Origin of the sequence: Staphylococcus sp. GDY8P198P (assembly GCF_017891615.1) — a bacterium.
Lineage (GTDB): Bacteria > Bacillota > Bacilli > Staphylococcales > Staphylococcaceae > Staphylococcus > Staphylococcus cohnii.
Map to the genome: position 1 here is coordinate 22,303 of NZ_JAESJQ010000006.1, position 13,076 is coordinate 35,378.

Below are 13,076 nucleotides of genomic sequence, written 5' to 3' on the forward strand. Positions count from 1 at the left end.
AGTATGTTATACACAATAATTAAAGAAAACACGTACCAAGATTCGATTGTCTTAATGTTATTATCGAATAAATTATCTGCTATTGATGGTGTGAACCAAGTATCTATTATGATGGGGACGCCTGCCAATAAAGATATTTTCAAATCATCAGGATTTGATACTGCAGAATTAGACAACGCTAAACCTAACGATATTGTAGTCATCATAGATACAGATGATGAATCAAAAGTTGATGAAGTTAATGAACAAGTAGATGCAGAACTTAAAGGTAAAGGTGAAGAGGATGACAAGTCTAAAAAACAAGACGAAGCTTCAAACTGGAATCGTGCTTTAGAGTTAGCAAACAATCCAAACTTGGCATTAATTTCAATCCCTGGTCAATATGCGGCAATGGAAGCTGAAACTGCTTTAAAAAATAATTTAAACGTATTTATGTTTAGTGATAACGTTGCTAAATCAGACGAAGTGCGTTTAAAACAAATGGCGCATGAAAAAGGATTATTAGTGATGGGACCTGACTGTGGTACAGGTATTATCCATAGCTTACCACTTGCTTTCACTAACACAGTGAACGAAGGTGACATTGGTGTTATTGGTGCTTCTGGTACAGGTATTCAAGAAGTGACAACAATCATTGACCGTGAAGGCAAAGGCGTGACTAACGCAATCGGTACTGGTGGACGTGACCTATCAACTGAAGTTGGTGCAATCACGATGTTAGATAGTATTAAAGCGTTAAATGCAGATCCTAAGGTTAAAGTCATTACTGTTATTTCTAAACCACCAGCTAAAGAAGTCGAAGAAACAGTATTAAATCTTCTACGTAATATTGAAAAACCTGTGGTTACCTTATTCTTAGGTTCTAAACCAACTTACACTGAAGAAAATATTTACCATGCATATACATTAGAAGAAGCGGCACGCGTATCTGTTCAATTGTCTAATGATGAAACGCCACAATTAAAACCAACATTTAAAGAAAATCTTGGTATTGAATTTGCTGACAATCAAGATGGCATCAAAGGATATTATTCAGGTGGTACTTTAGCTTCAGAAGCAGCTATGTTAGTTAAAGATACTTTAGGTGACGCTTCAGGCGAAGTAACACCAGAAGGTTTCTCATATAAAGGTGGAAACCATGAAATCATCGACTTGGGCGATGACATTTATACACAAGGTAGACCGCATCCAATGATTGATCCATCCAAACGTATTGAAATGTTAGAAACTTCTTCTGATGATCCGTCAACTGCTGTAATTATGTTAGATAATGTCATAGGTTATGGTAGTCATGATGATATGGCTAGCGAACTTGCACCAACAATCAAAACGATTTTAGAAAAAGTTAAAGCTAACGGTCGTTCATTAGCGGTTCTTGCTACAGTTGTTGGTACGCAACATGACCACCAGGGATATGATAGCCAAGTTAAAACGTTAACAGAAGCTGGCGCAATTGTTTGTGAAACAAACGATCAAATGGTGCGTACTGCACTTAACTTAGTTGGTAGCAATGTAGCTCAACCAAAATTAGCAACGAAATCATTTGATTCAGAACCGGTTGATTTAACTGTCGATGAAAAAGTAATGAATTTAATAAATATGAAGCCAAGTGTGATTAACATTGGATTGAAGAGCTTTACTGAAGCAATTCAAGCAAGTGATGCACCAGTCGTTCAATTCAACTGGCGCCCAATTGCAGGTGGAGATGAAAAATTAATGAAAGTACTGCAATTCTTAAACAATTATGAAGGAGAGACGGTATAAAATGGCTTATAAAACAATAGATGAAGCTAACCAAGCAGTCATTGATAAGATGATTGCAGCAGCACCATTTTTAGTAGATGTAGTGCCAGCCAAATCTAAAATTCCTGAACTCAAAGAAAATGTATTATTACATGCTGGTCCACCAATTAAATATGAAAATATGACAGATCCTATGCAAGGATCTTGTGTCGGTGCGATCCTTTTTGAAGGATGGGCAGATAATGAACAAGATGCACGTAAATTGTTAGAAGAAGGTCAAATTACTTTCATCCCTTGTCACCATGTTAATGCAGTTGGTCCAATGGGTGGTATTACTTCAGCTAACATGCCTGTACTTGTTGTGGAAAACAGAGAGACAGGTAACGAAGCATATTGCCAAATGAACGAAGGTATCGGCGCAGTATTACGTTTCGGTGCTTATAATGATACAGTAGTTAATCGTTTACACTGGATGAAAGATGTTTTAGGACCAGTATTAAGCAAAGCATTACACAAAATGAACGATGGCTTAAATGTTAATGTATTAATCGCTAAAGCAATTGCAATGGGTGATGAATTCCACCAACGTAATATTGCAGCTTCATTAGCTTTCTTAAAAGAAGTTACGCCTATCATCTCCTCATTAGACGATGTTGAAGCAGAAAAACGTACTGAGGTGTTACAATTCTTAGCTGATACAGATCAATTCTTCTTAAACGTAGCGATGGCTACAGGTAAAGCGATGATGGATGCCGCACGTACAATCGAACACGGTACAGTTGTAACAGCTATGTGTCGTAACGGTGAAAACTTCGGTATTCGCATCGCTGGTATGGGTGATGAATGGTTTACTGCACCAGTCAATACGCCTCATGGCTTATTCTTCACAGGCTATTCTGCTGAAGATGCTAATACTGATATCGGTGACTCTGCCATCACTGAAACAATCGGTGTTGGTGGTATGGCAATGATCGCTGCGCCAGCAGTAACTAGATTCGTTGGTACTGGTGGCTTTGATGATGCATTAGATATCAGTAATGAAATGACTGAAATTTGTATCGGTGAGAATCCAAACTTTGCTATTCCTACGTGGAACTTCAAAGGTGCTTGCTTAGGCATTGATGCACGTAAAGTCGTTGAAACAGGTATTACTCCAGTTATTAATACAGGTATTGCACATAAAATTGCTGGTTATGGTCAAATTGGTGCAGGTACAGTTCACCCACCGATTGAATGTTTCGAAAAAGCAATTACTGCATATGCAGAGAAATTAGGCTTTAAAGCGTGATTTTCCACGCAACAGCTATAGGCAATATTGCCAAGGAAATATTAGCAAATCATCAAACTTTTTATGTGCATAGCATATTTAATAAAGGATTCAATATTGTTAACGATGCGCAAGAACTTATATTTATAGGTACCGATGAAAATGGCATGTTTCCATTTGGTATATTAATAGACCAACAGACGAAACGTAGTTTGTTAAATGAGATTTCCTTAAACCAACAAATCACTATAGGTCCTAACACTATTTATATGAGTAAAACATGCCAACTTGTGTGGCATGTTGCATCATTGCCATTTAAAGACTTCGCTGAAAAGGTAAATAATAATGAACTAAAGCAAAATATATCGACATATGACTTTACGATGTACGATGAAGGTGACTTTGACCGCCAAACAATGAGCCGAATTATACATGCACTTAAATATGAAGATGTTGAAACCGTAGAACAATATTACCGCTACCTAATTGGTAGAGGACAAGGGCTTACGCCTTCTGGTGATGACATTCTAACTGGTATGTTGTTTATTCATTTTACTGATCCATATATTAGAAAACCAAATTTAGAAAAATTAAAATACCTACTTAATGAACCATTAACAACACTAGTAGGAGAAACCTTTTTAAAATGCGCACAACAAGGGTTGTTTAGTTCGAAAATATCAGAGTTACAACATGAACCGTCACTGGCAAACATTGATCGACTGCTTAAAGTAGGTTCGTCATCAGGAAGAGACACAGTATATGGCATGTTTGTAGCATTAACTTGAAGGAGTGAAACGTATGAGTAAGCGTGTTGTACTTGCTTTAGGTGGTAACGCTATTTTACAACCTAAACAAGAAGCGTCATACGACAATCAATATAAAAATGTGTTTGCTGCTACACGTAAAATGGCAGAGTTGAAAAAAATTGGACATAACGTTGTCATTACACATGGTAATGGACCACAAGTCGGAAATATTATTGCACAAAATGAAGCAGCAAAAGACGTTGTTGATCCACTTCCAATTAACGCTTGTAATGCTGAATCGCAAGGTTTCATCGGTTATATGATGGAAGAATCTTTGAAAAACCATTTGCATGCGTTAGACATCCAAAGTGATGTGGTAACATTATTAACAATGGTAGAAGTGGATAAAGATGATAAAGCATTTGATAATCCAACAAAACCGATTGGCGTATTTTTTGACGAAATTGAAGCAAAACGCCTAGAAGAAACGCATGGTTTTGTGATGGTAGAAGATGCAGGTAGAGGTTACCGTCGTGTTGTTCCTTCACCAGAACCACTCGTGATTCACGGCGTAAATCAAATCAAAGCATTGATTGACCAAGCAATCGTTATTTCGTCTGGTGGCGGTGGTATACCAGTTTACCGTGATGAAAATGGAAGTATTCAAGGTGTTGAAGCGGTTATTGATAAAGACCGCTCTGGTTTGAAACTTGCTCAACAAGTTGAAGCAGATACATTCATGATGTTAACAGACGTCTCAAATGTTTGTGTGAACTTTGGTAAACCGAACGAAGAGAAATTAGCAACGATTTCAGTTGACCAAGCAAAAGCTTATGTTGCAGAAGGACAATTCCCTGCAGGAAGTATGTTACCTAAGATTGAAGCTGCGATTCAATTTGCTGAAATGGGTAAAGAAGCGATTATCTGTTCATTAGATGATGCAGTCGAAGCATTAGAGGGTAAAGCAGGTACACGTATTTTATTAAATGTTGATCAATCATAGATGAGTTCCTTAGAATCAATTATTTGCGAATCGTTCAAATGGCTTTCATTTGTTCGATTCGTTGTATTATTATATTAAAAGACTTGGAAGAAAGGTGGTATAAGATGACTGAACCCTATCGCATACATAGAATCAAAGAAAATTGGGGCGTAATTTTGGCAATTGTGTTTATTGCTTCTACCTTACGTGCACCACTCACATCAGTAGGGCCTGTAGTTGATGAGATTAAGCATGTAATGGAAATTAATAACAGTGTTGCTGGCATCTTAACTACTATACCGCTCATTATTTTTGCGATTGTTTCTCCATTAGTATCGAGAGTAACATCACGTATAACAATGTCTCGTACAATTTTGTACTCCACAATATTACTGATTATTGGATTGTACTTGCGTGTAGCTGGAGATTTTAGTTTATTCATTATAGGTACATTAGTATTAGGGATAGCAATTGCATTTGGTAACGTTGTATTACCAAGTTATGTGAAATGGTATTTCCCGATGCAAATTGGTATAGCTACTGGTATTTATAGCGGGACTATGAACTTTACAGCAGGCTTAGGTGGTGGGTTGAGTTTCCCATTATCTCAAACGCCGCTTGGTTTTAGGTTGTCATTGTCATTTTGGATTATTCTAGGGATTATCGCAATTATTTTATGGATACCGAAAGCACGTAAAGGTGCAAAATTAGAAAAACAAACAATTGATGAAACACAAGTCAAACATCACAAGAAAGTTAATATTGTCAAATCTAAATTAGCTTGGATGGTGGCTTTGACGATGGGCTTCCAATCCATGGTGTTCTATACCGTTGTAGCATGGGTACCATCGATATTAGTGGATAGAGGTGTGGATCCATCTACAGCAGGCTATTTATTAATGCTCAATCAATTTTCTCAAGTACCTATGACATTTTCATTTCCAATAATAGCATCTAAATTGAAAGACCAACGAATATTGGTCGTTATTATCACAATCTTATTCTTGACTGGTTTTGGCTTGTTCTTTACACAGTCATTAGTATTACTTGTTATCGGTATGGTCATTGCTGGTTTAGCAATGGGCGCATGTTTTAGTTTATGTATGACATTCTTTTCCATTCGCGCACGGACAAGTGATGGTAGTATTTCGTTATCAGGGTTTGGCCAATCAGTAGGCTATTTAATCGCAGCAATTGGACCATTTTTAATTGGATACTTACATGATTACACGGGAAATTGGATATCAGGTATTATTGCATTATTGTTAATGTCATTACTATTCTTTATTTTTGGTTACCCAGCAGCTAAAAATAGAGTTGTAGAAGATGAATAGTAGAAAAGACTTAAATTTAAAAAGTAAAATTAAAAAAGGTACGACACCAACGGTTTAGGTTTGGAGTTGTACCTTTTTGATTTATCTAATTAAAAGATGTGTTAAAAAGTTTATGATATTTCATTGTTATCATAGTGATCCACAAGTGTTTTAATCGCAGTTTCTAGATCAAGGTTTTTTATGTGACCTTGGGAAATAAGGTGAGTTGCAAATGCAGCTAAAAACGTTAAGATGTTTTGTTTTTGGACAGCATAACCCATGATTCCGATTCTCCATATTTTACCTTTTAACTCTCCAAAGGAACCTGCAATTTCTATGCCATAATTTTTTAATAAACCATCTCTGAATGCTATATCATCTATACCATCAGGGATATTAACGCATATCACCATTTTCATTTCGTTTGATTCATCGCCATAAATTTCTAGCCCTAGTGCTTTCAAGGCTGATTTTAAACCTTCTTGATGGAATGTATGACGTTGAGCACGTGCTTTTAGACCTTCAGATAGTGCTAACCTTAGACCAGTATGAAGCGCATATATTGAAGTTGTTGCTTCAGTGTGATGATTTAAACGTTTTGGACTCCAATAGTCTTGTAACTGTGTTAAATCTAAATAATTGCTTCTGATAAAATGATTTTGTTCCGTTGTTTCAGTAGAACGAATACCAAGTTCTACACGTTTGCGCGCATTGATGGCATCACTAAATCTATCATTGAAAGTGATTGGGGTAATACCTGAAGGAATAGATAAACATTTTTGAGCGCCACCAATGACTGCGTCTAATTCCCATTCATCTACTGGGATAACCATCCCTTGGTATGTGGCAACAGCATCTACAACAGAATATATCCCTCTTTCTTTACATGCACGACCAAGTTGATCAATTGGTTGCAATCTACCAGTCGACGTTTCACCGTGGACAATAGCAAGTACTTTCGGTTGATATTGATCTAGGGCTTCAATGATTTCTGACTGTTCAAACACCTCTCCCATTGGCTTATAAATGCTGTGGACGATACCACCAGCACGCGTAACCAGTTCAGCGAATAAATAGCCAAAACGTCCAATGACTGGAACTAAAACATCATCACCAGGCTTAACAATACTAGATATTACAGCTTCTAAGCCAGCACGACTTGTGCCATCAATAGGAAATGACCACTGGTTTTTTGTTAAAAATGATTTGCGAATTAGCTCCATCGTTTGATTCATAATGTCTACAAATTCATAGTCAAATTGACCTAAGATAGAGTTTGACATTGCTTGTGAAACGCGGGGGTCTACGCTAACAGGGCCGGGTGTCATAATTAATCTTTTGTTGATTTTTAAATCATCCATATTTATTACCTCGTTTTCTTTAAATTCCTTCATTATATATTATACTTTATTAAAGCTGATATATATTCGTCAAAATCGATAATTATTTAACGATAATTTATCTGAATATTACAAAAATAAAGAAATTTAATAGAAATTATCTTATATACTTGCATGTAGATAAAATGAATTTCCATAACTTCATTATTTATAAATGTTTGAAAGAAGATACATAAAATTGTACACTATATAAGCATGCCAAGGGCATGCACACACTATGGGTCGCTGTGAGCATGCGCTTAGGCATGTTTCCAGACTTCCTCATAGAAGCAAGCTACTTCCTTTAAGGAAGTGGCTTGTATTTTTTTACGATAATCACTTGAACGGTCTTGGTTTTTTATTAATCATATCTCTTTGTATCGTAACGATTTTCTATTACAATGTTTATGGATGTTAAAAGTTGGAGTGACAATGGATGATAAATGTAAAAGAACCTAATCCAATATTTTTGGAAAATGAATCTTCTGAACGTGCTGTATTGTTATTACATTCGTTTACAGGGACGATCAGAGATGTGAAATTATTAGCAACAAAATTAAATAAAGCGGGTTTTACCTGTTATGTTCCTGCTTATAAAGGACATGGTTTATTACTCGAATCATTGATGGCTTATGACGCAGAGGATTGGTGGCAAGATGCGTTAGAAGGGTATCGATTTTTAGAAGATAAGGGCTATTCGAATATAAGTGTATGTGGCATATCTTTAGGTGGTATTTTGTCTTTAAAATTGGCAGAAGAAAAACAAGTTAGTTCTGTTGCAGTCATGTCGACACCATTTAGTAAAGATGATGCAGGACTTGCGAGCAGGCTGGAATTTTATGGCGGACGCATGGGTAATTTAGTAGGTTTGTCTCAAGAAACAATTCAACAACAAATTGACCAAATTGAAACCTATACCACTGGGTTTGATAAATTCAAACAACTTGTTGATAATGTGATGGCGAATTTAAACCGGATTTCTGCTCCTATCGCTATAAAATTTGGCGAACAGGATGAAAAAGCTTATGAAGTTAGTGCAAATTATATTTATGATCAAATTGCACATGAGGATAAAGAAATTCAAGGTTATGCTACCTGTAAACATTTAATGACGTATGGTGAAGGTCATTTAGAAGTAGAACAAGATATTATCGCGTTTTTTGAAGATTATACATAAGCCATGAAAATATTAAAAAGGATGGTTTCTACTAAATGGAGTAGAAGTCATCCTTTTTTGTTTCAATATATTTAAAATTAAGTTCTCCAAAATGTTGTACAATCCGCTTTGTCTTCGATATTGAATTGAATAATGGACTTCAATAATGCATAGTTAACGTCTTGAGTCCATTTAATACGAAATAAATTATTGGTTTGCGAATATCCAGCTGCTTCAATTTGTTCCGTAAATTCAGCCATTCCTTTAGCTTCGGGTGCTACTGAGAAATGCTGTTTGGACTTACTAAAGGCGATTATAAACGTACCGTGATGCGTGTACATCGGTTGATTCCATTTTACAGTTGTTTCGAGTTCAGGAAAAGTTTCAGAAATCCAATTAAAGATAGCTTCCATCGTGGCTGTTTGTTTGTCATTTTCCAGTGACTGTAAAAAGTCATTAAATTCAGTCATACAATATCTCCATCCTTAAAGTGTGAATTTTATTATATAGCGTAAGCGTATTATATCAATTACATGCAAATATATCACTTTATAGGCGAGTGAATTTAATCTAAATTTCCAATTTGAGTGTATAAACAGTTTATGATAATTTCAGAAATCCCTTTTGGCATTTTGCTATTTTACATATAAAAAATACACCCCATATTTGAAGGGATGTATTGATGAGAATAGATATGTGTTGGCATATCGTTTGATTAACAGTACGCACTAACTTAAGTCATTTCAGTTTGCGATTTAGCGTAAAAGAAATCGATAATGATACCGATTAGCAGACATACCATAAATGGTATCAACCATGCTAGTTGGATATTCGCTAATGGGAAATGCGCATATACAACATTAAGTACTTTAATTAAATTAAAATCATTTAATATTTGTAATAAAGAAATAATCAATGTTGCAATCGTTGGTATGATAAAGCTATATTTCATTTCAAATGAGATAAATATACTCAATAACGAAATAAGCACTAATACGATAGATGTTGGATAAATAAATGTAAGTAATGGTACAGCAATTTCCAAAATAAGCTCTAATCCTAATGTAGAAACAATAAAACCTAATATTGAAAAGATAAGTACAAATAATTTATAAGAAATTTTTGGTAATTTTTTCATTGCAAATGCTGAGCAAGCATTCACAAGTCCAATACATGTTGTTAAACAAGCTAATATCACAATTATCCCAAAAATTAAGTTTCCTAAAGCACCAAACACACGTAATGAGTTAAAAGTTAAAATATCTGTGCCATCTTTAAAGCCTGTCTGATCGGTTGTTGCGCCAACATAGGCTAAAGCAAAATAAATGATAAATAACAGTACAGCCGAAATAAAACCAGCTTTCACAACATTTTTAACTAATAATTTTGGATCATTAACACCATGTAATTTAAAACTTTGTACAATTACTACTGAAAAAGCGAGTGCAGCAACGAGATCCATTGTGAAATAACCTTCTAAGATACCTGACACAAGTGGAGTTTGCGCAAAGTCGCCACCAGCTTTACCAATTGAACCTTCAGGATTGATAATCACTAAAATACATAAAATAGCGATAATGCATATTAAAATAGGTGTTAGGTATTTACCTAAATTATCTATGATTCGATTTGGATAAAGTGCAATCAAGTAAACAACTAAGAAAAAGACTGCTGAAAATATAATTAAAGTTAATTGATTATGTACAGGTAAAACATTTTTTGTACCAATTTCATAAGCGACATTTGCAGCACGTGGAATCCCGTATAATGCGCCAATAGACGCGTAAATACAGATTGCAAAAATCGTACCGAATACTGGATGGACTTTGTTACCAATACTTTCAACGCCACCATTCATATAAGCTACTACGATGACTGTTAAATATGGCAATAAAATACCGGTGATTGAAAATCCTATCATTGAAACCCACATATTTTCTTGAGCTGTATATCCTAACATAGGTGGAAATATTAGATTTCCGGCTCCAAAGAAAAATGAGAATAACATAAGACCGGAAATCAGTATGAGTCTATTCATTTTAATACCTCTATTATTTTTAAAGTTATTTGTTGCAAAACATACATTAATATAACACAAAAGTTATATGAATTCAATGAAATTTCAGAAAATTAAACCATGTAAGATGTTTAATTAAATTGATTTATTAATGTCATAATAGTAAAGAAAACTGTAATATCAAGTGTTTTAAACAATTAACTATTGAGCTCAATTCAAAAAAATGTTATAGTAGTTTTCTATGTTACATGAACGCTTTAACGTAATGAAGAATAATAGGGTGTAAAGGATGTATGAACGATGCACAATGAATCACAATGGAAGTCCTCGCTCGGTTTCATATTGGCAAGTGCTGGATCCGCAATAGGACTAGGCGCAATGTGGAAATTCCCATATATGGCAGGTATATATGGTGGTGGTGCTTTCTTATTAATGTTTTTAATATTCACACTGCTTGTAGGATTGCCATTATTAATGATGGAATTTACAGTAGGTAAAATGGGCAAAACGTATACTACTAAAATATATGAAAAATTAACAAATAAAAAATGGTTAAATATTATAGGTTGGAATGGTAATTTAGCTGTATTTATCTTATTTGGATTTTATAGTGTTATCGGTGGTTGGATTATCATATATATATTCAATGTATTACTTCAAATATTCTCGCTTAATGGTGATAAATTAGGCCACATAGCATTTGAATCAATTATTAGTAATCCATGGTTGACCATTACAGGTCAAGGAATATTCATCTTGTTAACGATGTTCATCGTAATGATGGGGGTTGAAAAAGGATTAGAAAAAGCATCTAAATTTATGATGCCGTTACTATTTATCTTCCTTATTATTATTGTTTTTAAATCGTTATCTTTAGATGGATCATTTGAAGGTTTGAAATATATATTACAACCACGAATAGAAGATATTTCAATAGAGGGTATTTTATTTGCCCTAGGCCAATCATTTTTCACACTTTCATTAGGAACAACAGGTATGATTACATATGCTAGTTATGCACCTAAAGAAATGACGATTAAAACTTCGGCTGTTTCGATTGTAGCGATGAATATTCTAGTATCTGTGTTGGCAGGTTTAGCAATATTCCCTGCGATTTCAGCTTTTGGCTATAGTCCGACTGAAGGTCCAGGTTTACTATTTAAAGTGTTACCAAAAGTATTTGATCAAATGGCATATGGTCCAGGTTTCTATTTTATTTTCTTAATATTATTTTTATTTGCAGCACTTACTTCTTCAATTTCGTTACTTGAACTCAATGTGTCCAACTTTACTAAAAATGATAATTCGAAACGTAAATCTGTATCGTTTTATATAAGTATCCTTGTTTTTATCATAAGTATTCCCGCAACACTGTCTTTTGGAAGCTTAAGTCATATAAAATTTGCAGCAGGAACTATTTTTGATAATATGGATTTTTTAGTTTCTAATATTTTAATGCCGTTAGGTGCGTTAGGAACAACACTTGTTGTAGGACAATTGCTCGATAAACAAGCATTAAAAGAACATTTTGGAAAAGATAAATTAAGATTGTTTATACCTTGGTATTATCTCATCAAATTTATCTTGCCAATCGTTATTATATTAATATTTGTCGTCCAATTTTTATAGAAATTAAATAACATTAATCATTCACCCCTTATCATATCAATGTAAAAATTGGTTGTTGATAAGGGGTTTTTTAAATAATTTGTAAAGTATAAATTAAGTTATTATATTTTTATTTATATTGTTGACTATTTTTTATTTGTTTAGTAAAGTCAAATTAAATTATTTATTTAAAAAAATTGTTGTGTTGTATCAATTGTTTTAAATAGATAATTTAATTTTTATAATTATTTGAAAACGTTTTCTGAAAGGAGTGGTAGTTTATGAAAGAGATTTTTGGTAAATTTTTCGAATTAGTGCCACGTTTTATTTTAAATTTATTCATTTAGCAAAAGAAAGTTTGTTATTTATTAAATTCTATTAACCAAGAGGTGTTTAGTATGGAACAGAAAAAAAACAAATATAGTATTCGTAAATTCACTTTTGGCGCATCATCTATATTGATTGGCTCTTTACTATTTATAGGTGTAGACAGTGCGCAAGCTGCAGAAACAGAAAAACAAACAAGTGAAATGAACTATCAAGACATTGGGGAAAAAGTTGGGGAAACAAATAGTGATAACGCTACTGGGGATAGTGGTGTACCGGTTAATAAGAATGATAAACAAACTTCAGATAATCAAAGCTTACATAATGATAGATTTACGACTGAAGCAGAAAACGAAAATAATGAAAAATTAGACGTAGAAAATAATAATAACCAAACAAAAAACGAGGGATCAGAAGAAGTAGATCCAGAATACAACGAGCAAGACAAAACAAAAGATGAAACATCAAAAGAAGTAGATCCAGAATACAACGAGCAAGACAAAGCGAAAAATGAGACATCAGAAGAAGTAGATCC

Annotated in this window: 11 protein-coding genes; 8 read left to right on the forward strand and 3 right to left on the reverse strand. The window is 34.2% G+C overall.

The genetic code is table 11. The features are described from left to right. Window positions 1–3: 3 nt before the first annotated feature. From KA824_RS07055 to KA824_RS07075, 5 genes are all read left to right on the forward strand, one after another. Window positions 4–1,764 (forward strand): acyl-CoA synthetase FdrA, encoded by a 1,761-nt coding sequence (locus tag KA824_RS07055; protein WP_107385674.1) that lies wholly within the window; start codon window positions 4–6, stop codon window positions 1,762–1,764. Window position 1,765: 1 nt separating this feature from the next. Continuing rightward, the gene (locus KA824_RS07060; RefSeq protein WP_107385675.1) at window positions 1,766–3,031 is read left to right on the forward strand and encodes a YlbE family protein; all 1,266 of its coding nucleotides are present in this window, start codon (window positions 1,766–1,768) and stop codon (window positions 3,029–3,031) included. Next, window positions 3,028–3,798, forward strand: coding sequence for an oxamate carbamoyltransferase subunit AllH family protein (locus KA824_RS12965; protein WP_107383759.1), 771 nt, complete (start codon window positions 3,028–3,030; stop codon window positions 3,796–3,798). The genes KA824_RS07060 and KA824_RS12965 overlap by 4 nt, the downstream gene beginning before the upstream one ends. Window positions 3,799–3,811: 13 nt before the next feature. Then, window positions 3,812–4,762 (forward strand): carbamate kinase, encoded by a 951-nt coding sequence (gene arcC / locus KA824_RS07070; RefSeq protein WP_107385676.1) that lies wholly within the window; start codon window positions 3,812–3,814, stop codon window positions 4,760–4,762. Window positions 4,763–4,866: 104 nt separating this feature from the next. Continuing rightward, window positions 4,867–6,075: a CynX/NimT family MFS transporter gene (locus KA824_RS07075; RefSeq protein WP_107385677.1), complete on the forward strand. Its 1,209-nt coding sequence runs from the start codon at window positions 4,867–4,869 to the stop codon at window positions 6,073–6,075. Between the two features lie 110 nt (window positions 6,076–6,185). Here the strand turns inward: KA824_RS07075 and KA824_RS07080 are convergent, their stop codons facing one another. Then, on the reverse strand, window positions 6,186–7,415 hold the full coding sequence (locus KA824_RS07080) for a pyridoxal-phosphate-dependent aminotransferase family protein (RefSeq protein ID WP_107383756.1): 1,230 nt from the start codon (window positions 7,413–7,415) through the stop codon (window positions 6,186–6,188). 454 nt (window positions 7,416–7,869) lie between these two features. Between KA824_RS07080 and KA824_RS07085 the strand changes: the two genes are divergently transcribed. Further along, window positions 7,870–8,610 carry an alpha/beta hydrolase gene (locus KA824_RS07085; RefSeq protein ID WP_181187399.1) on the forward strand — a complete coding sequence of 247 codons (741 nt, stop codon included), beginning with the start codon at window positions 7,870–7,872 and terminating at the stop codon, window positions 8,608–8,610. A 77-nt stretch (window positions 8,611–8,687) separates the two neighbouring features. On the opposite strand, the gene KA824_RS07090 is transcribed toward KA824_RS07085, so the two are convergent. Together KA824_RS07090 and brnQ are read right to left on the reverse strand one after the other, a co-directional pair. Further along, on the reverse strand, window positions 8,688–9,059 hold the full coding sequence (locus KA824_RS07090; RefSeq protein WP_107385678.1) for an iron chaperone: 372 nt from the start codon (window positions 9,057–9,059) through the stop codon (window positions 8,688–8,690). Window positions 9,060–9,322: 263 nt separating this feature from the next. Further along, window positions 9,323–10,627, reverse strand: coding sequence for a branched-chain amino acid transport system II carrier protein (gene brnQ / locus KA824_RS07095; protein ID WP_107385679.1), 1,305 nt, complete (start codon window positions 10,625–10,627; stop codon window positions 9,323–9,325). A 279-nt stretch (window positions 10,628–10,906) separates the two neighbouring features. Between brnQ and KA824_RS07100 the strand changes: the two genes are divergently transcribed. After that, window positions 10,907–12,235, forward strand: coding sequence for a sodium-dependent transporter (locus tag KA824_RS07100; RefSeq protein ID WP_107383752.1), 1,329 nt, complete (start codon window positions 10,907–10,909; stop codon window positions 12,233–12,235). A gap of 377 nt (window positions 12,236–12,612) precedes the next feature. Beyond that, window positions 12,613–13,076: YSIRK-type signal peptide-containing protein (locus KA824_RS07105; protein WP_210133249.1), on the forward strand; the 464-nt coding region annotated here is incomplete at its 3' end.

Coding starts and splice junctions, on each gene's coding strand:
- KA824_RS07060 (WP_107385675.1), top strand. CDS start 1,766: ATGGCTTATAAAACAATAGATGAAGCTAACCAAGCAGTCATTGATAAG.
- KA824_RS07075 (WP_107385677.1), top strand. CDS start 4,867: ATGACTGAACCCTATCGCATACATAGAATCAAAGAAAATTGGGGCGTA.
- KA824_RS07055 (WP_107385674.1), top strand. CDS start 4: ATGTTATACACAATAATTAAAGAAAACACGTACCAAGATTCGATTGTC.
- KA824_RS07085 (WP_181187399.1), top strand. CDS start 7,870: ATGATAAATGTAAAAGAACCTAATCCAATATTTTTGGAAAATGAATCT.
- arcC (WP_107385676.1), top strand. CDS start 3,812: ATGAGTAAGCGTGTTGTACTTGCTTTAGGTGGTAACGCTATTTTACAA.
- KA824_RS07090 (WP_107385678.1), bottom strand. CDS start 9,059: ATGACTGAATTTAATGACTTTTTACAGTCACTGGAAAATGACAAACAA.
- KA824_RS07100 (WP_107383752.1), top strand. CDS start 10,907: ATGCACAATGAATCACAATGGAAGTCCTCGCTCGGTTTCATATTGGCA.
- brnQ (WP_107385679.1), bottom strand. CDS start 10,627: ATGAATAGACTCATACTGATTTCCGGTCTTATGTTATTCTCATTTTTC.
- KA824_RS07080 (WP_107383756.1), bottom strand. CDS start 7,415: ATGGATGATTTAAAAATCAACAAAAGATTAATTATGACACCCGGCCCT.